At 69.5% G+C, this 22098-nt stretch carries 17 protein-coding genes and 1 tRNA gene; 11 read left to right on the top strand and 7 right to left on the bottom strand.

Going from position 1 to position 22098, the window contains the following annotated elements; all coding sequences use genetic code 11:
* Position 1: 1 nt before the first annotated feature.
* The gene (locus tag LDQ05_RS10430) at positions 2-1333 is read right to left on the bottom strand and encodes a nicotinate phosphoribosyltransferase (protein WP_226436890.1); all 1332 of its coding nucleotides are present in this window, start codon (positions 1331-1333) and stop codon (positions 2-4) included.
* A gap of 68 nt (positions 1334-1401) precedes the next feature.
* Between LDQ05_RS10430 and clpS the strand changes: the two genes are divergently transcribed.
* The 7 genes from clpS (at position 1402) to rdgB (ending at position 6447) form a co-directional block, all read left to right on the top strand.
* Positions 1402-1737, top strand: a complete 336-nt coding sequence (gene clpS / locus LDQ05_RS10425; protein ID WP_226436889.1) for an ATP-dependent Clp protease adapter ClpS — start codon at positions 1402-1404, stop codon at positions 1735-1737.
* Positions 1738-1762: 25 nt separating this feature from the next.
* Complete coding sequence (gene aosR / locus LDQ05_RS10420; RefSeq protein ID WP_226436888.1) at positions 1763-2341, top strand: oxidative stress transcriptional regulator AosR; 579 nt, start codon at positions 1763-1765, stop codon at positions 2339-2341.
* Positions 2338-3429 carry a P1 family peptidase gene (locus LDQ05_RS10415; protein ID WP_226436887.1) on the top strand — a complete coding sequence of 364 codons (1092 nt, stop codon included), beginning with the start codon at positions 2338-2340 and terminating at the stop codon, positions 3427-3429. The genes aosR and LDQ05_RS10415 overlap by 4 nt, the downstream gene beginning before the upstream one ends.
* Positions 3430-3477: 48 nt before the next feature.
* Positions 3478-4098 carry a rhomboid family intramembrane serine protease gene (locus tag LDQ05_RS10410; RefSeq protein WP_226436886.1) on the top strand — a complete coding sequence of 207 codons (621 nt, stop codon included), beginning with the start codon at positions 3478-3480 and terminating at the stop codon, positions 4096-4098.
* 150 nt (positions 4099-4248) lie between these two features.
* Complete coding sequence (locus LDQ05_RS10405; RefSeq protein ID WP_226436907.1) at positions 4249-5010, top strand: cyclic nucleotide-degrading phosphodiesterase; 762 nt, start codon at positions 4249-4251, stop codon at positions 5008-5010.
* Between the two features lie 32 nt (positions 5011-5042).
* Positions 5043-5825, top strand: coding sequence for a ribonuclease PH (gene rph / locus LDQ05_RS10400; protein WP_226436885.1), 783 nt, complete (start codon positions 5043-5045; stop codon positions 5823-5825).
* Position 5826: 1 nt separating this feature from the next.
* The gene (gene rdgB, locus LDQ05_RS10395; protein ID WP_226436884.1) at positions 5827-6447 is read left to right on the top strand and encodes an RdgB/HAM1 family non-canonical purine NTP pyrophosphatase; all 621 of its coding nucleotides are present in this window, start codon (positions 5827-5829) and stop codon (positions 6445-6447) included.
* A 102-nt stretch (positions 6448-6549) separates the two neighbouring features.
* Here rdgB and LDQ05_RS10390 read toward each other — a convergent pair whose 3' ends face one another.
* On the bottom strand, positions 6550-7014 hold the full coding sequence (locus LDQ05_RS10390; protein ID WP_226436883.1) for an ATP-binding protein: 465 nt from the start codon (positions 7012-7014) through the stop codon (positions 6550-6552).
* On the bottom strand, positions 7011-7382 hold the full coding sequence (locus LDQ05_RS10385; protein ID WP_226436882.1) for an STAS domain-containing protein: 372 nt from the start codon (positions 7380-7382) through the stop codon (positions 7011-7013). The genes LDQ05_RS10390 and LDQ05_RS10385 overlap by 4 nt, the downstream gene beginning before the upstream one ends.
* A 163-nt stretch (positions 7383-7545) precedes the next feature.
* Here LDQ05_RS10385 and LDQ05_RS10380 point away from each other — a divergent pair, with 163 nt between their 5' ends.
* Together LDQ05_RS10380 and LDQ05_RS10375 are read left to right on the top strand one after the other, a co-directional pair.
* Positions 7546-8760 (top strand): PP2C family protein-serine/threonine phosphatase, encoded by a 1215-nt coding sequence (locus LDQ05_RS10380; RefSeq protein WP_226436881.1) that lies wholly within the window; start codon positions 7546-7548, stop codon positions 8758-8760.
* Positions 8757-10382: a sensor histidine kinase gene (locus LDQ05_RS10375; RefSeq protein ID WP_226436880.1), complete on the top strand. Its 1626-nt coding sequence runs from the start codon at positions 8757-8759 to the stop codon at positions 10380-10382. The genes LDQ05_RS10380 and LDQ05_RS10375 overlap by 4 nt, the downstream gene beginning before the upstream one ends.
* A gap of 54 nt (positions 10383-10436) precedes the next feature.
* On the opposite strand, the gene LDQ05_RS10370 is transcribed toward LDQ05_RS10375, so the two are convergent.
* From LDQ05_RS10370 to LDQ05_RS10355, 4 genes are all read right to left on the bottom strand, one after another.
* On the bottom strand, positions 10437-10814 hold the full coding sequence (locus LDQ05_RS10370; RefSeq protein ID WP_226436879.1) for a DUF3817 domain-containing protein: 378 nt from the start codon (positions 10812-10814) through the stop codon (positions 10437-10439).
* Complete coding sequence (locus LDQ05_RS10365; protein WP_226436878.1) at positions 10811-11221, bottom strand: transcriptional regulator; 411 nt, start codon at positions 11219-11221, stop codon at positions 10811-10813. The genes LDQ05_RS10370 and LDQ05_RS10365 overlap by 4 nt, the downstream gene beginning before the upstream one ends.
* Positions 11222-11289: 68 nt before the next feature.
* A tRNA-Leu gene (locus tag LDQ05_RS10360) sits at positions 11290-11374 on the bottom strand.
* Between the two features lie 17 nt (positions 11375-11391).
* Complete coding sequence (locus LDQ05_RS10355; RefSeq protein ID WP_226436906.1) at positions 11392-11880, bottom strand: HNH endonuclease signature motif containing protein; 489 nt, start codon at positions 11878-11880, stop codon at positions 11392-11394.
* A gap of 435 nt (positions 11881-12315) precedes the next feature.
* On the opposite strand from LDQ05_RS10355, the gene LDQ05_RS10350 reads away from it, so the two are divergent.
* Both LDQ05_RS10350 and acpS read left to right on the top strand, forming a co-directional pair.
* Positions 12316-21585, top strand: a complete 9270-nt coding sequence (locus LDQ05_RS10350; RefSeq protein WP_226436877.1) for a type I polyketide synthase — start codon at positions 12316-12318, stop codon at positions 21583-21585.
* A 35-nt stretch (positions 21586-21620) separates the two neighbouring features.
* Positions 21621-22028, top strand: a complete 408-nt coding sequence (acpS, locus tag LDQ05_RS10345) for a holo-ACP synthase AcpS (RefSeq protein ID WP_226436876.1) — start codon at positions 21621-21623, stop codon at positions 22026-22028.
* The last annotated feature ends 70 nt before the right edge of the window (positions 22029-22098 follow it).

Below are 22098 nucleotides of genomic sequence, written 5' to 3'. Positions count from 1 at the left end.
CTCACGCATCCGCGGTCACGAACCGAGTGGGGATCGCGGGATCACCGGCCGACAACGTCAACCCCTCCCACGGCAGGCTCACCGATCCGCGGCGCAGAAACTCCCTGCTCTCCTCCAGGGTAGGCAGACCGTCGACGGGGGCGCCGCCGCGCACCAGCGGCACCATCAACTCGTGCAGCGTGGTTCCCGCACCGTCGGGGACGTCGGCGTCCGCCGGGAACACGACCTCCTCGACGAGGGTTCCGCTGCGCCGTGCGTACCGCACCGCCCGTTTCGCACCGCCACGCGACTCCTTCGCCGCGCTGCGCTTCGCGACCGGAAGGCCGTCGACCTCGACGAGCTTGTACACCATGCCCGCGGTCGGTGCCCCCGAACCCGTCACCAGCGACGTACCCACCCCGTACCCATCGACCGGTTCGGCACGCAACCCGGCGATGGCGTACTCGTCGAGATCACCCGACATCACGATCCTGGTGCGGTGCGCACCCAGGTCGTCGAGCTGCCGACGCACCTGGCGGGCGAGGACACCCAGATCACCCGAGTCGATGCGCACCGCCCCCAACTCCGGGCCCGCCACCTCGATCGCCGTCGCCACCCCCTGCGTGATGTCGTACGTGTCGACCAGCAGCGTCGTACCCACCCCGAGTGTCTCGACCTGACTGCGGAACGCCGACGCCTCGTCCCGACCGTCCGTCGTGGTGTGCAACAGGGTGAACGCGTGCGCAGCCGTACCCGCGGCGGGGATCCCGTGGCGACGTGCCGCCTCCAGATTCGACGTCGAATCGAAACCCGCCAGGTACGCGGCGCGCGCCGCCGCGACCGCCGCCTCCTCGTGGGTGCGCCGCGACCCCATCTCGATGAGGGTCCGCCCGTCCGCGACCGCCACCATCCGCGCCGCCGCCGACGCGATCGCACTGTCGTGGTTGAACACCGACAGCGCCAACGTCTCCAGCAGCACGCATTCCGCGAACGTGCCGCGCACCGTCAGGATCGGCGACCCCGGAAAATAGAAGTCGCCCTCCCGATACCCGTCGATGTCCCCGGAGAACCGGAACGTCCGCAGCCACTCCACCGTGGACGGACGCAGAAACCGTTCCGCGACCGCCAGTTCGGCGTCCCCGAACCGGAACCCGCGCAGCGCCTCGACGAGCCGCGCCGTCCCCGCGACCACCCCGTACCGGCGACCCGCCGGCAGTCGACGCGCGAACAGCTCGAACACACACGGACGGTGGCCGGACCCGTCGACCAGCGCCGCCTCGAGCATCGTCAACTCGTACTTGTCGGTGAACAGTGCGGTGCTGGCGGTCGTCGAACCGCCGGTGGTGACAGCCATCCGCCCACTCTAGAACGAGACCGGGGGAGGCGGTTCTGCGACTCGAGCGAACGTCGTACCCTGGACACATGGCGCCGTGTTCCACGACAAGCCCGCCCGACGTCCGAGCGATGGGTGCCGGTCAGGCGATGCCCGCCGAAGCGGAGATCGTCGAAGAAGTCGAACTGGTCGACAGGCCCTGGGTCACCGTGGTGTGGGACGACCCCGTCAACCTCATGCACTACGTGACGTTCATCTTCCAGAAGCTGTTCGGCTACAGCAAGGCGAAGGCCACCGAACTCATGCTGAAGGTGCACAACGAGGGCAGAGCCGTCGTGTCCAGCGGTTCACGTGACAAGATGGAACACGACGTGCAACGGCTCCACGCCGCCGGGCTGTGGGCCACCATGCAACGGGACGAATGAGCCATCACAGGAGGACCGGACCGACGTGCGGCAGTGGACCCGGAAGAACTCGCTCAGCGGACCCAAACTCCGTTCCGAGATGGACGGTCACGAGGCGTCGGTGCTGCGGTCGCTCGTCGCGTCCGTGCTCGGGATGCTCGAGGACCGCGCCGCACAGACCCCGCACGACGACCTGGCCGAACTGACCGGGCTGCGCACCGGCAATCCGACCCCGCCCGACGTGCCGGCGCTCGCGCGGCTGCTCCCCGACTTCCATCGGCCCGACGGTGACGGAAACACCCACCCCGACGACACCTCGGGCGACCTCAACGGTGCACTGCGCAGCCTCCACGAACCCGGCATCATCGACGCGAAACTCGCCGCCGGCGCCGTCATCCTGCGCACCGTGCCCGAGGACGGCGGCAAGGTCGTCCTCAACCCCGAACAGGCCGAGGCATGGCTGTACGGGCTCAACGACGTGCGGTTGGCACTCGGCACCACGCTCGGCATCGACGCCGACACCCCCGACACCCTCGACTCCGAGGACCCCCGCGCGCCACACCTCGACGTCTACCACTGGCTCACCTGGATGCAGGACTCGCTCGTGCAGGCCCTGATGCCGTGACCGCGCCGCGGCCCGGGCCCACCGACTCACTCCTCGACATCGTCGGACTGCGGGTCGGTCACCGGCAACTGCTCGACCCCGACGTCACCGTCGCGGACGGGACGAACCCCGGCATCGGATCGGCCACCGGCTGCACCGTCGTGATCGCCGACGGTACCGCCGTCGCCGCAGTCGACGTGCGCGGCGGCGGACCGGGCACCCGCGAGACCGACCTGCTCGACCCGTCCCACTCCGTCCAGCGCATCGACGCGGTACTGCTCACCGGGGGCAGCGCCTACGGACTCGCCGCCGCCGACGGCGTCATGCGCTACCTCGAAGAACACGGCCGCGGCATCCCCATGGGCGCGCCCGGCGCCGTCGTCCCGATCGTGCCCGGCGCCGTGATCTTCGACCTCCCCGTCGGAGACTGGAACACCCGGCCCTCCGCCGACGACGGCTACGCGGCCGCCGCCGCAGCGACCGCCGACACGCTGCCCACCGGCAGCGTCGGCGCCGGTACCGCAGCCCGCGCGGGGATCCTCAAGGGCGGTGTCGGCACCGCCAGCGCGCATCTCACGCACGGCGCCGCGGCCGGCGTCACCGTCGCGGCGCTGGTCGTGGCGAACCCCGTCGGGTCCGTCTTCGACCCCGACAGCGGACTGCCCTGGGGCGTCACCGCGCGCGGCGCCACCGACCGCGGACTGCGCCCACCCGCCGAGGTCGACATCGCCGCGGCCCGGGCCCTCGGCGACAAGGGCACCGTCCTGAACACCACCATCGGGCTCGTCGCCACCGACGCCCCCCTGTCGAAAGCCGCCTGCCGGCGCGTCGCGGTGGCCGGACACGACGGGCTCGCCCACGCGATCCGGCCCGTCCACTCACCACTCGACGGCGACACCCTGTTCGCCATGTCCACCGGCACCGCCCGGCCGGCCCCGTCCGGCGGCGTCCCCGACGCGTTCCCCGCCGACCTGCCGGTGCTCGCCGCGGTATGCGCGGCCGCCACCGACGTCGTCCGCCGCGCCGTCGTCGACGCCGTCCTGTCCGCCACCTCCATCGCCGGGATCCCCACCTACCGCGACGTCTTCCCCAGCGCGTTCCGCGCCTGAGCCACGCGGCGCGCACCCTGGACACACGCGGGCGCGCACAATGGACCCATGACGATCCCGACCGGACCCGACCGCGACAACCGGCCGACCTGGCAGCGCGCGGCGCTGTGGATCGGCGGATTCACCGTGTTCCTCTACGGTGTCGAGTTCGCCGACGCGATCCTGCCCGCGAACCTCGATTCCGCCGGGGTCGAGCCGCGCACACCCGACGGACTCTGGGGGATCCTGTTCGCACCGATCCTCCACGCCGACTGGGCGCACCTGACCGCCAACACCGTTCCGCTGCTCGTCCTCGGATTCCTGGTGCTGCTGTCGGGGATCGGGCGGGGCCTGGCCGCCACCGCGATCATCTGGGTCGTCGCGGGCGTCGGCATCTGGCTGTTCGCCGGGTCCGGCCAGAACCACATCGGTGCGTCGTCACTGGTCTTCGGGTGGCTCACCTACCTGATCGTCCGCGGGATCTTCACCCGCCGGGTCGGCCAGATCCTGCTCGGTGTCGTCGTGTTCGTCGTCTACGGCGGCATGCTGTGGGGTGTGCTGCCCAGCGATCCGCAGATCTCCTGGCAGGGGCACCTGTTCGGCGCGGTCGGAGGTGTCCTCGCGGCGTGGACGCTGTCGTCGGACACGCGCACACGCGGGACCCCCACGACACCGCAGCCGATACGCTGACACCGACGCGTTCCGCCCGTGTCCGGGCGACGGGGATCACGTGGTCCACGGACACCGATCGGTGCATCACACAACCACTGTGACTGTGAGTCCACGCCGAAAACCCCCGCACCCTTCATTCGGGACCATCGGCATGGCAGCATGACCCGTATGCGCATGACCGTTCTGGGGTGCTCGGGCAGTGTCGCCGGGCCGGACTCACCCGCATCCGGCTATCTCCTCACCGCCCCGGACACCCCGCCGCTGGTCATCGATTTCGGTCCGGGAGTTCTCGGTGCGCTGCAGCGGTATGCCGACCCGGGCGAGGTATCGATCCTGCTGTCGCATCTGCACGCCGACCACTGCCTCGACATCCCTGGGCTGCTGGTGTGGCGGCGGTACTCACCGAACGCTCCCGAAGGGCGGGCACCGCTCTACGGACCCACCGGATGCGCGCACCGACTCGGTGTCGCGTCGGCGGAGGTCGCGGGGGAGAACGACGACATCTGCGACACCCTCGACGTGCGCACCATCACCGACCGCGGCGAGTTCCGGTTCGGCGCACTGACCATCCTGCCGGTCCGCGTGAACCATCCGCCGGAGGCATTCGGATTCCGCATCACCAGCGACTCCGGCCGAGTCCTCGCCTACACCGGCGACACCGGCATGTGCAACGAAGTCGTCGATCTCGCGCGCGGAGCCGACGTGCTGCTGTCCGAGGCGTCATGGACCCACGACCCCGGGGTACGCCCCGAAGGCATCCACCTGTCCGGGACGGAAGCCGGCCGGGTCGCCGCGCTCGCCGGTGTCGGCGAACTGCTCCTGACCCACATTCCGCCGTGGACGTCCCGCGAGGACGTGATCGCCGAGGCGAAGGCCGAGTTCCACGGGCCGGTACACGCCGTCACGTCGGGCGACGTCCACCGCATCTGAAGGTCCATCGCCCATCGCCTAGGCTCGGTCGGGTGACGACACGAGAAGACGGCAGGGCCGACGACCAACTCCGCGACATCCGTATCACCCGTGGATTCACATCCCACCCGGCGGGTTCGGTACTCGTCGAATTCGGCGACACTCGCGTGATGTGCACGGCGAGCGTCGAAGAGGGAGTTCCGCGCTGGCGCAAGGGGTCGGGTCTGGGCTGGCTGACCGCCGAATACGCGATGCTCCCGGCCGCCACACACACCCGCAACAGCCGCGAATCGGTCAAGGGCAAGGTCAGCGGCCGCACCCAGGAGATCAGCCGGCTCGTCGGCCGGTCCCTGCGCGCCTGCATCGACCTCGCGGCGATCGGCGAGAACACCATCGCCCTCGACTGCGACGTCCTGCAGGCCGACGGCGGAACCCGCACCGCCGCGATCACCGGCGCCTACGTCGCACTCGCCGACGCCGTGACGTGGCTGCGCGCCGCCGGGCGCCTCGCCGATCCGCAGCCGCTGTCCTGCCAGATCGCCGCCGTGAGCGTCGGCGTCGTCGACGGCCGGGTCCGCCTCGACCTGCCGTACGAGGAGGATTCGCGCGCCGAGGTGGACATGAACGTCATCGCCACCGACACCGGAACCCTCGTGGAGGTCCAGGGAACCGGCGAAGGCGCCACATTCCCGCGCAGCACCCTGGACAAGCTGCTCGACTCCGCGCTCGGCGGAATCGAGGAACTGTGCCGCATCCAGCGTGACGTCCTCGCGCAGCCCTACCCGGGTGTGCTCCCCGAAACCGCCGAACCGGCGAAGAAGAAGTTCGGGGCGTGAGATGAGCGTGCGACTGCTGGTGGCGAGCCGCAACGCGAAGAAACTCCGCGAACTGCAGCGGGTACTCGACTCCGCCGGGATCGACGGGGTCGACCTCGTCGGCCTCGACGCGGTCCCGCCCTACCCGGAGGCCCCCGAGACCGGCGCCACCTTCGAGGAGAACGCAGTCGCCAAGGCCCGCGACGGCGCCCTCGCGACAGGCCTGCCGTGCGTCGCCGACGACTCCGGTCTCGAGATCGACGCGCTGCGCGGCATGCCCGGTGTGCTGTCGGCACGGTGGAGCGGACGCCACGGTGACGACGACGCCAACACCGCGCTCGTCCTCGCGCAACTCGAGGACGTACCCGATGCCCGGCGCGGCGCCGCATTCGTGTCGGCCTGCGCCCTCGCGGTGCCCACCGGTGACGACGTGACGATGACCGTCGCGCGCGGCGAGTGGCGCGGCGACATCGTTCGGGAACCACGCGGCGACAACGGATTCGGCTACGACCCGATCTTCCTGCCGGAAGGCGGGACGCGCACCTGCGCCGAGCTGTCGGCGCAGGAGAAGGATGCCGCGTCACACCGCGGGCGGGCGCTGGCGCAACTCGCGCCGGCGATCGCCGCGCTCGCGCGGGGCTGACCGGGTCCTCCCGTCCGGTCGGCGCGGTTCCAATGGTTTCCCGCGGCTGCTGTTGCGGCCGCGGGAAACAGTTCGGGTCGCGGGAACGGCGGTGCGGCCCGATCACATCCGCCAGGTCATCGTCACACGCGTCCCGCCCGGACCGGGATCCACGACAGCCTCCGACGACAACAGACGGATCAGGGCCAGACCGTGACCGCGCGTGCCCCGATCCACATCGGCGGGAACCGCACGCCAACACCCCCGATCGGTGACCGCCACCGTCAAGCGGCGGTCCGCCTCCCGGAACTCCGCCGCCACCTCCAGCGTCGCCGGACCGGCACGATCCCGGTACGCGTGCTCCACCACGTTCGCCATCGCCTCGTAACACGCGGCGACCACATCGGCCGCGACATCGTCACCGACCGGCAATGCACCCAACCAGCGATGTATCGCACGGCGCGCCCCGGCGATCCGCGCCGCATCCGCCGGCACATCGCACAACGACAACACGGCACCCGACGCGACGTCGGCTGCCGGCGTCGAACCCGGCACCGGTCCGAAATCCGGTGCGCCGGAGGAAGTCACTCCCGGCAACGCGCGCGCTCACCACCGATATCCGTCAGCGCCTCGTCCAGACTCGCTCGGACCGTGAACATCTCGCACAGACCCAGCAACTCCAACGGGCGGGCCGTCGCCGTGCCGTTCGCCACCACCGCGAAACCGGCACGACCCGCTGTACGTCTGGACAACTCCACCAGCAGCGCCATGCCCGTCGACGCGAGGAACTGCACGTCCGTGAGATCGACGACGAGACTCCCCGGCTCGTCGTCGAGCAGACGGAACGCGTACTCCTCGAGCAGCGGCGCACTGGACAGATCGACGTCTCCGTGGACGGACAGCACCGTGACGGACCCGACCGTAGACGCCGCCAGACCCATATGGGGATGCTCCATAGATCGTTCGTTCACACAATCATCATGCAAGACCCGAGCGTGCCACGCGAGACGTAGCGGCATCCCCCACGCGCGCAGCGCACTTCGATAGGGTCCCCCAGGGGACACGGCTCATCGGCCGGCGCGACGGGGGACTCGCCGAAGACGAGGGAGGACGACCGCCGTGGACGCGCACCCAACGGAGGACGCAGCGACACACCCGACCCTGCTGCTCATCGAAGACGACGCCGGCGACGCCCTGCTCGTGGAAGAACTCGTCGCCGACAGCGCCCCCGGCACGACCGTCACACGCGTCCCCACACTCCGCGCCGCCTGCGTCGCACTCGCCGCGGAACCACCCGACTGCATCCTCCTCGACCTACACCTACCCGACGCCGACGGACTCGCCGCACTCGCCCGCCTCCGCGAACACCACGACGACATCCCCATCGTCGTCCTCACCGGCATCGCGGAGGAACGAACGGGCCTCGCCGCCGTCGCCGCCGGAGCCCAGGACTATCTCGTCAAAGGCCGCGTCGAACCCCGACTCTTCAACCGCGCAGTGCAATACGCGATCCAACGCAAGCAGGCGGAACGCGCCGCCGCGGCGCTACGCGCCAGCCGCGCACAAGCCCGCGAGAACGCCCGGCTCGAACGCGGCCTGCTCCCGTCCCCCCTGCTGCGCAGCAACGACGTCGAAGTCGTCACCCGCTACCGGCCCGGCAGCTCCTCGACGGTCCTCGGCGGCGACTTCTACGACGTGGTCCAAACCGTCGACGGGACCGTGCACGTCCTCATCGGCGACGTGTCCGGACACGGCCCCGACGAAGCCGCGCTCGGCGTCGGACTCCGCATCGCCTGGCGCACCCTCGTCCTCGCCGGCCTCACCGGCCAGGACCGCATGGGCATGCTCGAACAGATCCTCCTCGCCGAACGCTCCGGCGACCGGATCTTCGCCACCGTCACCAGCGTGTCCATGCACCCCGACCGCCACACCGTCTCGGTGGTACGCGCCGGCCACCCCGGCCTGCTCGTCCGCGGCGACGGCACCCTGCGATGGGTCGAAGCACCCGGCGGCCCCGCACTCGGACTCACCCCCGGCCGTGGACTGTGGCCCGTACACCGCTTCGATCTACCCACCGACGGCGCCCTCGTACTGTTCACCGACGGACTCTTCGAAGGACACCGCGGACCCGGCCGGGAACGCCTCGGCGAGTCCGGACTCTTCGAACTCGCCAGCAGAGGATCGGCCCTCGACGCACACGACTTCACCGACACCCTCGTCCGCGACGTCGACGCACTCGCCGGAACCCACGGCGGGCTCACCGACGACATCGCACTCGTCCACGTTCGCTGGGCACCCCACACCGTCGAGCCCACAGCGGACGCCACGCGATGACCGAACCGGACACCGCAGGCCCCGCCGCGCCGATCCGGCACCGACACCCCCGCCTCACCGTCCGAGGCTGCATCCTGTCGGTCATCGCGAGCGTCGGAGTCCTCATCCTCGTCTTCGCAGCCGTCCTCGCCCGCGAACTCACCCGCACCGTCGACCTGTCCGACCACCTGCGCGGCGTCGTCCAACCCGCCCAACTCGAAGCCCACCGACTGCAGAACGCCATCCTCAACCAGGAGATCGATGCGCGCGGCTACATCCAGTCCGCCGACCCGCAGTTCCTCGAACCGTACGAACGGGGCCGCGCCGCCGAACACGATGCGTCGGTAACGCTGCGCACGTTGATCGTCGGAGCAGGAGAACGCGCGGCGCAACTCCTCGCCGACCTCGATGCCGTCGAGGCCGCCGTCGAGCAGTGGCGGCTCCGTTACACGCTGCCGCTCATGGAGACCGTCCAACCCGGTGCGCCGCGCGCGGCCGACCCCGATGTCGTCGAAGCCGGCCGGGTGTCGTTCGCGGAACTCAACGATCTGTTCGACGTCCAGAATCGGCACCTCGACGAAGCGCGAGCTTCGGCCGTGGCGGGTCTCGAGGAGGGACGTGCCGTCCGGGATGCCGTGTTCACGGCCATGATCGTCGCGTTCGTCCTGAGCGCTGTCGGGGTGGCGGTGCTCGTCCAGGTGCTCGTCGTGCGTCCGCTCACGAGGTTGCGCGACGAGACCCGCGACGTCGCCGCCGGCGACTTCGATCGCCGGATCGGGCGTACCGGACCATCCGACGTGCGTGCACTCGCCCGGGACGTGGATGCCATGCGGGAGCGGCTCGCCCGCGAACTCGCGAGGTCCACCGACGACCGTCGCAGGCTCGAGAGCCAGGCCGTCGAGTTGCGGCGGTCCAATGCGGAACTCGAACAGTTCGCGTACGTCGCATCGCACGACCTGCAGGAGCCTCTGCGGAAGGTCGCGTCGTTCTGCAGGCTCCTGGAGAAGCGATACTCGGATGAACTGGACGAACGAGGTATCCGCTACATCGACTTCGCGGTAGACGGAGCGCAACGGATGCAGACCCTCATCAACGACCTCCTCGCGTTCTCCCGGGTGGGTCGATCCGGGAGCGCTCGCACCGTCGTCGATCTCGGGACGGTACTCGACCGTGCGGTGAACAACCTGTCGGCGCTCATCGACGACGCCGGGGCACGCATCGAACGCCCCACGTCGCTGCCCGGGGTGGTCGGCGACGCGACCCTGCTGGTGATGTTGTGGCAGAACCTCATCGGCAATGCCGTCAAATTCGCTGATCCAGCCCGCACTCCCGTCGTGCGGATCGAGTGCGAGCGGTCGACCGACGGGCGGATGTGGCAGCTGAGCGTCACCGACAACGGGATCGGCATCGCCCCGGAGTTCACGGAGAAGGTGTTCGTCATCTTCCAGCGGTTGCACCCGCGGGAGGATTACGACGGCACCGGGATCGGGCTCGCACTGTGCCGGAAGATCGTCGAAGTGCACGGCGGCGGCATCGGGATCGACACGGACGTCGTGGAGGGAACTCGGATCCGCTTCACGCTCCCCATCGAGACCGGACCGTCCGAGGCCATCGGTTCCGCGGCGGAGGGAGCCTCGGCGTGACGCTGCGCATCGGCGTCACCGGCAGGTCGCTGTCGAGGGCGCCGTAAGGCCTCGTCAGACGCCGAAGTCGGCCTTGACCTGTTTGGTGCGCTGATGCTCGACGTAGAACGAGAGGAAGGGGATGGTGCCGGCGAGCAACGTGCCGATCGTACGTTTGGCGGGCCAGCGGACCTTGATGGACAGATCGAACGTGAGCACCAGGTACACCGCGTACACCCAGCCGTGCACCACGGCGATCCACGACGGGACGTTCTCGATGCCGATGATGTATTTCGCCACCATCTCGCCGGTGAGGACGAGCAGCCAGACACCCGTCGCGTACGCGAGGACGCGGTAGCGCAGCAGTGCCGAACCGATCTTCTTGCGATCGGTGTCGCCGACCGCGCGGGGGGCGGCAACCTGATCCGGTGTCTGCTCGGGGGTGGTGCTCACTGACCGCTCCTATCGGACCTGCGCGCGAGCTGCGCGAGGTAGTCGTTGTACTCCTGAACCTGCTGGGTTTCCGGATCGCCGGGATCGTCCACGAACGCGTCGGCGGGGACCGTCGGCCGGGTCGGCAGCAGATCTGCGGGGATCTCGGTGGGTTCCTTCGCTGCCGACGAGGGGGAACCGGACTCGGCCGCGGCCTCCTCGTCCTCGAGGTGGACGAACTTGCGGTACGCGTAGATGCAGAAGAGGGCGAACGCAGGCCATTGCAGGGCGTATCCGAGGTTCTGACCGTCGCCGCCGGCCGCAGTGAACCGGGTCCACTGCCAGTAGCCGAGAGCCAGGAAACCGGCCACCGCGATCACGACGAGAACGATGAGCGCTGTTCGGCGGGGCGGGCGGTATTCGGACACGACTTCGACGGTACCCGAGCGGTGCACCGACCTGCCAAGACGGCCGGTGCACCGTGGGTCGCATCACGTGCGCGAGGGGGGACTCGAACCCCCACGCCCATAAGGGCACCAGGACCTAAACCTGGCGCGGCTGCCGGATTACGCCACTCGCGCGTCACGCACACGATACGTCACGAACCGCGTTGGTCCGAGTCGAAGCTGAACCGGCGTCGCCCTGCCCAGGTGGGGGTCTGGCTGTGGCAGTTGGGGCAGAGGAAGCGAACGTTCTGGGGTCTGGAATCGGTGGGATTCCCATCGATGTGATCGACATGGAAGATCAGGGGATGGCCGCACCATTCCGGTTCCATTCCGCACCCTTCGCACGTGTGAGGGCGACCGGATTCGATGAGGGCGCGCCGAAGTCGTTTCGGCGCCTGGCGGTTGGACCCCTCTGGCTTCCGCACGAGGATTTCGGTCCAATGCATCCGATTGCGAGGCGGAAGCCCCTTCTGGTGGGCCTGCCCGGTGAAGTGCGAGGTGTCAATCCCGAACTGCTTGATCCGCCGACTGACATGTGTATGGGCGCCGCCGGAGACGGGTAGGCCGAGTGTGCGGAGGACGCCCGCCACGCTCGAAGATTGCAGGACGGCCGCCCCGAGCAGTTCCTGCGTGTACTTGATGTGCTTCCCCATGTCGGTCCCCTCGTCGAATGAAGGTTCGAACCACGGTGACGGTAACGGAGGGGTCCGACATGATTCCGATCCGCTTCGGCACAGCTCGACCGACTCGTCAAGAGATAACAATTAGATAACGAAAAAAGGTGAGGGATCCTCGGGTTCGCGGGACGTCCATGTATCCGTGCGGCCTGGGCGGATGCCGGTTACTCGTCGGTCGGTCGAAAGGTCTTCCGTGAGGGAAATCACAGGTGGTGGCGCCGCTCGGTCGCCTACATGCGGCAAAACATGAGGAACCCCTCATGATTCTGTGCGAACCTGGGCGTGCCCGAACGGCAGACCCCGACTTCATGTGACACGAGTCCATGCAACACACCGGCGCGGCAGCGCTGCACGACGAAATGCCTCCACGCAGGGGTGTTCAGGAGAGGAACCACACGCGTGACGATCGACGAGACCACACCTGGCGACGACCGACGGACCTCGAAGGCATCACGACAGACCACCGTAACCGGCCAGGGCAGCGCCCTCGTCGACAAGCTTCTCGCGGGTGAGCCCTACGCGCTCGCTTTCGGTGGTCAGGGCGCCCCCTGGCTCAGTTCCCTCGAGGAGCTCAGCCGCGACAACGGACTCGAGCCTCTACTGACCGAACTGGTCAACGCTGCGGCCGCGCACCTCGCACCCGTCGCGAGCGATCTCGTGGTCGTGCGCCCCACCGGTTTCGATCCGGTCGCGTGGATCCTCGAACAGGAAGTGGCGGACGAGGACGAAGCGCCCGCAGCCGGCCCGTCCGCCGCCGCTCTCACGTCCGCCGCGGTGTCCAAGCCCGGCGTCTTTCTCACCCAGGTCGCTGCACTCCGCGCCCTCGAGATCCAAGGACTCGACACCACCGCACACGCCCCGAGCGCCGTCATCGGCCACTCGCAGGGCGTTCTCGCTGTCGAGGCCGTGGCCGCGGGCGGCCGTAAGGACGCCGAGATCCTCGCGATCGCACAGCTCATCGGTGCAGCCGCGTCACTGGTCGGACGTCGCCGCGGGCTCATCGCCGGCGCCGGCCGGTTCCCCATGCTCGCGGTGTCGGGCGTGGACGCCGAGCGTGTGCGCACGATCGTGGACGAGCTGTTCGAGGGGCAGGACCCCGCGCGTAGCGCCGTGGTCGCCATCCGCAACGGTCGTCGCCGTGTCGTGCTGTCCGGCCCGCCGGCCGCCCTCGAACGGGTGCAGCAGCGGTTCGAGCAGATCTCCGCGACCGAGACCCGTGAGCGCGACGCCAAGAAGCGTGGCGGCGCGGTGTTCGCTCCCGTCGTCGAGCCCGTTCCGGCGGAGGTCGGATTCCATCATCCGGCGTTCGTCGATGCCGTCGAACAGGTCGCCGATTGGGCGTCGCGGTGCGATCTGGACGTCGCGCTGGCGCGCGGGCTCGCCGAGGCCATCCTCGTCACCCCGGTCGACTGGGTCGAGCAGGTGGACGGTGCTGTTGCGTCGGGTGCGTCCTGGATTCTCGATCTGGGCCCCGGTGAGTTGCTGACCCGCCTCACCCAGTCCGGTCTGCGGGGTCGGGGTGTCGGCATCATCGCTGCCGCGACGCGCGGTGGCCAGCGCAACCTGCTGACCCCGGGTGCCGAGCCCGAGGTGCCGCAGCCGTGGTCGGCGTTCGCGCCGAAGCCGGTCACCCTGCCCGATGGTCGCGTCGGAGTGGAGACCGCGTTCACGCGTCTGACCGGTCGTTCGCCGATCCTGTTGGCGGGCATGACCCCGACGACGGTCGATCCGAAGATCGTCGCGGCTGCCGCGAACGCCGGTCACTGGGCCGAGCTCGCCGGTGGTGGCCAGGTCACCGAGCAGATCTTCGCTGATCATGTGGCGGAGCTGAAGGGTCTGCTCGAGCCGGGCCGCGCGGTGCAGTTCAACTCGATGTTCCTCGACCCGTACCTGTGGAAATTGCATGTCGGTGGCAAGCGTCTGGTGCCCAAGGCCCGCGCGGCCGGTGCGCCTTTCGACGGTGTCGTCGTCACCGCCGGGGTGCCCGAACTCGAGGAGGCCGTGCAGATCATCGGTGATCTGCAGGAGGCGGGTATCGAGTATGTGGCGTTCAAGCCGGGCACCGTCGCGCAGATCCGTTCGGTGATCCGCATCGCGAACGAGGTGCCGAACTTTCCGGTCATCGTTCACATCGAGGGTGGTCGTGCCGGTGGTCACCACTCGTGGGAGGATCTCGACGACCTGCTGCTGGACACCTACGCCGAGCTGAGGACCCGCCCGAATCTGGTGTTGTGTGTCGGCGGCGGTATCGGTACGCCGGAGAAGGCTGCCGATTATCTGACCGGTCGTTGGTCGACCGCGCACGGTTTCCCGGCGATGCCGCTCGACGGCATCCTCGTCGGGACGGCCGCGATGGCGACTCTCGAGGCCACGACGTCGCCCGAGGTCAAGCAGTTGCTGGTCGACACCCCCGGCACCTCCGACTGGGTCGGTGCGGGTACCGCGAGCGGCGGTATGGCGTCGGGGCGCAGCCAGTTGGGCGCCGACATCCACGAGATCGACAACGCGGCGTCCCGCACGGGTCGTCTCCTCGACGAGGTGGCCGGTGATGCGGATGCCGTCGCGGCGCGCCGCGACGAGATCATCGCGGCTCTCGACGTCACCGCGAAGCCGTTCTTCGGTGACGTTGCCGAGATGACGTATCTGCGGTGGCTCGAGCGCTACCTCGAGCTTGCGGTGGGCAGGGACTGCGGTGCCGACTTCGACTGCGGCAGTGATCTCGGTGACGCGGTTTCCGCGGCGCACACCTCCCCGTGGTCGGACGTGTCGTGGCGGGAGCGTTTCCGCGAGATGCTGCAGCGCGCCGAGTCGCGTCTGCACCCGGTGACCCGTGGTCCGATTCCGACGCTGTTCGACGAGGACGCGGTTCTCGAGCGTCCGTTCGCGGCGATCAAGTCGTTGCTCGCGCAGTACCCGGATGCCGGTGAGGTCGTGCTGCATCCGGCCGACGTGCCGTTCTTCGTGTCGTTGTGCAGGACCCCGGGTAAGCCCGTGAACTTCGTTCCGGTCGTCGACCAGGATGTGCGTCGCTGGTGGCGTTCCGATTCGCTGTGGCAGGCCCACGATCCGCGGTACACCGCCGATCAGGTGTGCGTGATCCCGGGCACCGTCGCGGTCGCCGGTATCACCCGCGTGGACGAGCCGGTCGGTGAGCTGCTCGACAGGTTCGAGAAGGCCACCGCGGACGAGCTCGTCGCGGCGGGTGTGGAGCCGACCGCGGTGGCGGCGCGCCGTCACCGGGATGTCGCGGCCGGTGTGCTCGATGCGGTGCTGTCGTCGCCGGATGTCGCGTGGTCGGGTCGACAGACCCGCAATCCCGTGCATCGTCTCGGGGATCTCGCGGAGTGGGTGCTCGAGTCGGACGGTGCTGCCGTGCACGGCCCGACGGGGGCGACGCTGACGGTTCTCGACGACGAGCACGTGGGTCTGCGGGTGCCGCTCGGCCAGGACCGCGCCGTGGAGATTCGCATCACCGTGCCCGCGTCGGTGAGCACCGGTGGTGCGCCGGTCGTCACCGAGGCGGACGCCGATGCCGCGATGTCGGCGTTGCTGGGTGTGGCCGCGGGGCAGGATCTGCCGGTCGTGAAGCGGGGTGCCGCGCGCGTCACGGTGGGTTGGTTGCCGGAGAAGGTCGCCGATCATGCGGGTGTGACGGGTTCGGGTCTGCCCGAGTCCTTGACTCCGGGTGGCGGCGGTGTGCCGGATGTGTTGGTGGGGGCGTGCTGGCCGGCGGTGTTCGCTGCGCTGGGTGCCGCCCGCACGGACACGAACCTGTCGGTGATCGAGGGCATGCTCGATCTGGTTCACCTGGATCACGCGATCGACGTGAAGAACGGGCTGCCCACCGAGCCGTCGGTGCTGGTGGTCAGGGCCGAGGTGGAGTCGGTTGCGGACACCGATCTGGGTCGTGTCGTCGAGGTGCATGTGGCGATCACCGCAGACAGTGGTGACGGGTCGGGCCACACCACGGTCGCGACGTTGATCGAGCGGTTCGCGATCCGCGGTCGCACGGGTGCCGCGGATCCGGCTGATCCGGTGCGTGCCGGTGGTGCGTTGAGTGTGGATGTGGTGGAGACCCCGCGTCGTCGTCGCCGTGATGCGGTGATCGTCGCTCCGACGGACATGAGTGCGTTCGCGCGTGTCTCGGGTGACCACAACCCGATCCATACGTCGGACAATGCGGCGCTCCTGGCGGGCCTGGGCGCGCCGATCGTGCACGGCATGTGGCTGTCCGCGGCCGCGCAGCAGGTGGCGACGGCTGTCGAGGTCGAGGCGAAGGTTCCGGCGCGTCGTCTGACGGCGTGGACCACGCGGTTCCTGGGCATGGTGCGTCCGGGTGCGCAGATCGATGTGCGTGTCGATCGGGTCGCGACGGACCGGGGTGCCGAGGTCGTCGAGGTGGGTTGTCGTGTCGACGGTGACCTGGTGATGGTCGCGAGCGGCCGCTTCGAGGTTCCGCGCACCGTGTACGCGTTCCCCGGTCAGGGAATCCAGCGTCCGGGTATGGGTCTGGATGCGCGGGCGCGCAGCAAGGCGGCCCGTGAGATCTGGGAGCGTGCGGACAAGCACACCCGGGAGGCGTTGGGTTTCTCGATCCTCGCGGTGGTGCGCGACAACCCGACGGTGCTCAGGGCCCGCGGTGTCACCCACAAGCATCCGGATGGTGTTCTGCATCTGACGCAGTTCACTCAGGTCGCGATGGCGACGTTGGGTGTCGCGCAGATCGCGGAACTCCGTGAGGCCGGTGCGTTCGTCGAGGGCGCGTTCCTGGCGGGGCATTCGGTCGGTGAGTACAACGCGCTTGCCGCGGTGGCCGGTGTTCTTCCGCTCGAGGCGGTGCTCGAGGTGGTCTTCCAGCGTGGGTCGGCGATGCACGCGCTGGTGGCGCGTGACGAGCAGGGGCGTTCGAACTACCGGATGGCCGCGATCCGGCCGTCGCAGTTCGGTGTGGCGGACGAGGATCTGCAGGAGTTCGTGGCGGGTGTGGCCGACGAGGCCGGGGAGTTCCTGGAGATCGTCAACCTGAACCTGCGGGGTTCGCAGTACGCGATCGCCGGTACCGTGGCGGGACTCGAGGCTCTCGAGTCGGTGATCGAGCGCAGGGTCGCCGAGTTCGGTGGTAAGCGCGCGTTCATTCTGGTGCCGGGTATCGACGTGCCGTTCCACTCGACGGTGCTGCGCGGTGGCGTCGACGACTTCCGTGAGCGTCTGCTGCATCTGTTGCCCGAGGAGATCGATCCGGAGATCCTCATCGGCCGGTACATCCCGAACCTGGTGCCGAAGCCGTTCGACCTGGGCCGTGACTTCATCCAGGAGATCGCCGATCTGGTGCCGTCGCAGCCGCTCGCGGATGTCCTCGCCGATTTCGACACGTGGTCGGCGAAGCCGGTGGCGTTGACCCGTGTGGTGCTCGCGGAGTTGTTGGCGTGGCAGTTCGCGTCGCCGGTGCGGTGGATCGAGACGCAGGATCTGTTGTTCGCGGACGAGGCCGACGGCGGTCTGGGTGTGGAGCGGTTCGTCGAGGTGGGTCTGGGTGCCGCCCCGACGGTCGCGAATCTGGCGTCGCAGACCTTGAAGTTGCCGGGCCGGTTCGGTCAGCCCGTCGAGGTGCTCAACATCGAGCGCGAGGCGTCGGTCGTGTACTCGACGGATGTGGATCCGGCGCCGGTGGAGGACGACGAGCCCGCCGCTCCCGCAGCCGAGACGGCTCCCGTTGCCGCGCCCGCTGCCGCGCCGGCTGCGCCTGCCGCCCCGACCGGTGGGCCTACCCCGGACGACATCGCGTTCAAGGCCGCGGACGCCACGACGGTGCTCATCGCGCTGTGGACGAAGCTGCGCCCGGATCAGATCGGTCCGGTCGACACCATCGAGGCGCTGTGCGACGGGGTGTCGTCGCGTCGCAATCAGCTGCTCGTCGACCTCGGTTCGGAGTTGTCGCTCGGCGCGATCGACGGTGCCGCGGACGCCGACATGGGGGCCCTCGCCGGCACCGTGGACCGGCTGGCCCGCACGTACCGGCCGTTCGGTCCGGTGCTGACCGATTCGATCAACGATCATCTGCGCAAGGTGTTCGGGCCGTCCGGTAAGCGTCCCGCGTACATCGCCGACCGGGTCACGAAGGTGTGGGGTCTCGGTGAGGGCTGGACCCATCACGTGACCGCGGAGGTTGCGTTGGGTAGCCGTGAGGGCACGTCCATCCGGGGCGGTGACCTCGGTGGTCTGGCGCAGGGGGCGCTCGCCGACACCGCTGCCGTGGACGCGCTCATCGACGCGGCAGTGCAGTCGGTCGGGTCGCGTCGCGGCATCCCGGTGTCGATGCCGTCCGCCGGGGGTGGCGGAGGAGCGACCGTGGACGCCGCCGCGCTGGGTGAGTTCGCCGAGCAGATCACCGGTCGTGACGGTGTCCTCGCCAACGCGGCACGTGTGGTGCTCGAGCAACTCGGCCTCGTCGAGCAGGTGTCGGCTCTGGCGGACGAGACCGACGACGCCCTCGTCGATCTGGTCTCCGCGGAACTCGGTTCCGACTGGCCGCGTCTGGTCGCGCCGGCGTTCGACGCGCGTCGGGCCGTGTTGATCGACGATCGGTGGGCCACTGTCCGTGAGGATCTGGCTCGTCTCTGGCTGGGTGAGCCGATCGAGGTGGAGCGGTTCACCGGTGCCGGCCGCACGGTCGCCGCGCACGCCGAGTTCTGGGCCGGTAAGGCCACCGACGCCGGTCGCACGGTGCTCGCCGACACGTACCGTCGTGTCGCGGTGACCGCCGCGGACGCGGGGGACGCCGAGTACGCCGGTGAGGTCGCCGTCGTCACCGGCGCCAGCAAGGGCGGGATCGGCGCGGCCGTGGCAGCGAAGCTGCTCGCCGGTGGCGCGACCGTCGTCGTCACCACGTCGCGGCTGGATTCCGGTCGCCTCGGGTTCTACAAGGAGTTGTACGCCCGCAGTGCCCGCACCGGTGCTGCCCTGTGGGTGGTGCCCGCGAACATGGCGTCCTACACCGATGTCGATGCGCTCGTCGAGTGGCTCGGCACCGAGACCGTGGAGAACGCCGGTGGCGCGAAGAAGCTCATCAAGGACGCGTTGACCCCGACGTTGCTGTTCCCGTTCGCGGCGCCGCGGGTCGCCGGTTCCCTCGCGGATGCCGGTGCGCGCGCCGAGATGGAGATGCGGGTCCTGCTGTGGTCGGTGGAGCGGCTGATCGCCGGTCTGTCCGGTATCGGAGCCGACAGCGATGTGGACACGCACCTGCACGTGGTGCTGCCCGGTTCCCCGAACCGCGGCAAGTTCGGTGGTGACGGTGCATACGGTGAGGCGAAGGCCGCGCTCGATGCGATCATCAACCGGTGGAGCGCCGAGCGCACGTGGGCCGAGCGCGTCACCCTCGCGCACGCCCTGATCGGGTGGGTGCGCGGCACCGGACTCATGGGTGGCAACGACCCGCTGGTCGAGGCCGTCGAGGCTGCCGGTGTGCGCACCTGGTCGACGCAGGAGATGGCGACGGAACTGCTGAAGCTGGTCGGTCCCGAGGCGAAGCGCCTCGCAGCGGATGCGCCGCTGGTCGCGGATCTGACCGGTGGGCTGTCCGAGGTGGACGTGGATCTTCCGGCGCTCGCGAAGCAGGCGCAGGAGGCCACCGCCGCCGACGCCGCCGCCGACGACGACACGGCGACCATCCCGGCGCTGCCGTCCGCGCCTCGTCCCGAGGCACTGCCGGTCCCGGAGTGGAGCGGTGTGACGGCGGCATCCGAGGACCTGGTGGTCATCGTCGGTGCCGGCGAACTCGGCCCCTACGGTTCGGCGCGTACCCGCTTCGAGATGGAGGTCGAGGAGGAACTCTCGGCGGCCGGCGTGCTCGAACTGGCGTGGGCGACCGGACTGATCGGCTGGGAGAACGACCCGAAGCCCGGTTTCTACGATGCCGAGACCGGTGAGCTGGTTCCGGAATCGGAGATCGCCGACCGCTACCACGATGCGGTCGTCGACCGGTGCGGTATCCGCCGCTACGTCGACGACGGTGCGATGGTCGACAACACGGCGCCGCTGCTCACCTCGGTGTTCCTCGACAAGGACCTGTCCTTCGTGGTCGGTTCGGAGGCCGAGGCACGCGCGTTCGTCGATTCCGACCCGGAGAACACCGTCGCCGCTGTCGACGCGGACAGTGGTGACTGGACGGTCACCCGCAAGGCGGGCACCGAGATCCGGGTGCCGCGGAAGGCGAAGCTGACCCGCACCGTCGGTGGGCAGATCCCCACGGGGTTCGACGTCACCAGGTGGGGTATCCCGGCGGACATGGCCGACGCCGTGGACCGGGTGGGACTGTGGAACATCGTCTCCACGGTCGATGCCTTCCTCACCGGTGGTTTCACCCCGTCGGAGCTGCTGCGCTGGGTGCACCCGTCGATGGTGGCGAACACGCAGGGCACCGGCATGGGCGGTATGAGCTCGATGAGGTCGCTGTACATCGACACGTTGCTCGGCGAGAACCGCGCGAACGACATCCTGCAGGAGGCCCTGCCGAACGTCATCGCCGCGCACGTCGTCCAGTCGTACGTCGGCGGCTACGGCGCGATGGTGCACCCGGTGGCGGCGTGCGCCACCGCCGCGGTGTCCGTCGAGGAGGGCGTCGACAAGATCAAGCTCGGCAAGGCCGATCTGGTCGTCGCCGGTGGCTTCGACGATCTCGGTATCGAGGGCATCGTCGGGTTCGGCGACATGTCGGCGACCGCGAAGTCCGACGAGATGACCGCGAAGGGCATCGACGACCGTCGGTTCTCCCGGGCCAACGACCGTCGTCGCGGTGGGTTCGTGGAGTCGGCCGGTGGCGGCACGATCCTGCTGGCGCGCGGTGACCTCGCGTTGGAGATGGGGCTGCCGGTGCTCGGTGTCGTGGCGTACGCGAGTTCCTTCGCGGACGGTGTCCACACCTCCATCCCGGCGCCCGGTATCGGTGCGCTCGGCGCCGGGCGCGGTGGTCGCGAGTCGGGTCTGGCGCGGGAACTGCGCAAGCTCGGGGTGACCGCCGACGACATCGCCGTGGTGTCCAAGCACGACACGTCGACCGCGGCGAACGACCCGAACGAGTCGGAGCTGCACGAGCGTCTCGCCGGATCGCTCGGTCGCAGCGACGGAAACCCGCTGTTCGTGGTGTCGCAGAAGTCGCTGACCGGGCACGCCAAGGGTGGTGCGGCCGCGTTCCAGCTCATCGGCCTGTGCCAGGTGCTCAGCCGCGGCGTCATCCCCCCGAACCGCAGCCTCGACTGCGTCGACGAGAAGATGGCCGAGTACGAGCACCTCGTGTGGGCGCGCACCCCGATCCGGTTCGGTGAGCAGTACGCCCTCAAGGCGGGGCTGCTCACGAGCCTCGGGTTCGGGCACGTGTCCGGGCTGATCGCGGTGGTGCACCCGCAGGCGTTCGTCGAGTCGCTCCCCGCGGAGCGACGCGCGGCGTATCTGACGCAGGCTGCGGAGCGCACCGTGACCGGTCAGCGGCGCCTGGCGTCCGCGATGACCGGTGGGGACGCCCTCTACCGGCGGCCGGCGGATCGTCGTCTCGGCGGCGATGAGGTGCCTGCGGCGGCGTCGCGTCAGCTCGAGGCCGACGTGCTGCTCAGCCCCGAGGCGCGCCTCGGCGACGACGAGTTGTACCGGTCGGGTCTGCCGGGCTGCCGGTAGCCGGGCGTGCGCGAAGCGACGGGGTAGGGAGCGCTGTGGGAGTTGCGGGTGTCGGGTTCGATCTCGTGTCGGTGCCGGAGTTCGCGGAACAGCTGAGTCGTCCCGGGACGACGATGCTCGCGAACTTCACACCGGGGGAGCGTCGTGACGCGAACACCCGCAGCTCCGATCCCGCCCGCCACTTCGCCGCCCGGTGGGCGGCGAAGGAGGCGGTGATCAAGGCGTGGTCGGCGTCGCTGTTCGGGCATCCGCCGGTGCTACCGGAGACGATCCACCCGCAGATCGAGGTGGTCTCGGATGCGTGGGGTCGGCCGACTGTGCGGCTGCACCGGGACGTCGCCGAGCAGCTGCGGGGGATGCGGATCCATGTGTCGCTCACGCACGACGGCGACATGGCCGGGGCCTTCGTGGTGCTCGAGGATCTCGCCGACATGGACGGTTGACGTATACGCGGGGTTGCCCGGGTCGGTTGCCCGGGTCAGGGTTCGGCGGGTCAGGCCGAGGGCGCGCGAG

The organism is Rhodococcus yananensis (assembly GCF_020515525.1).
GTDB lineage: Bacteria > Actinomycetota > Actinomycetes > Mycobacteriales > Mycobacteriaceae > Rhodococcus > Rhodococcus yananensis.
This window is presented reverse-complemented; position numbering and strand designations above follow the sequence as displayed.

Coding starts and splice junctions, on each gene's coding strand:
- LDQ05_RS10430 (WP_226436890.1), bottom strand. CDS start 1,333: ATGGCTGTCACCACCGGCGGTTCGACGACCGCCAGCACCGCACTGTTC.
- clpS (WP_226436889.1), top strand. CDS start 1,402: ATGGCGCCGTGTTCCACGACAAGCCCGCCCGACGTCCGAGCGATGGGT.
- LDQ05_RS10410 (WP_226436886.1), top strand. CDS start 3,478: ATGACGATCCCGACCGGACCCGACCGCGACAACCGGCCGACCTGGCAG.
- LDQ05_RS10405 (WP_226436907.1), top strand. CDS start 4,249: ATGCGCATGACCGTTCTGGGGTGCTCGGGCAGTGTCGCCGGGCCGGAC.
- rdgB (WP_226436884.1), top strand. CDS start 5,827: ATGAGCGTGCGACTGCTGGTGGCGAGCCGCAACGCGAAGAAACTCCGC.
- LDQ05_RS10385 (WP_226436882.1), bottom strand. CDS start 7,382: ATGGAGCATCCCCATATGGGTCTGGCGGCGTCTACGGTCGGGTCCGTC.
- LDQ05_RS10375 (WP_226436880.1), top strand. CDS start 8,757: ATGACCGAACCGGACACCGCAGGCCCCGCCGCGCCGATCCGGCACCGA.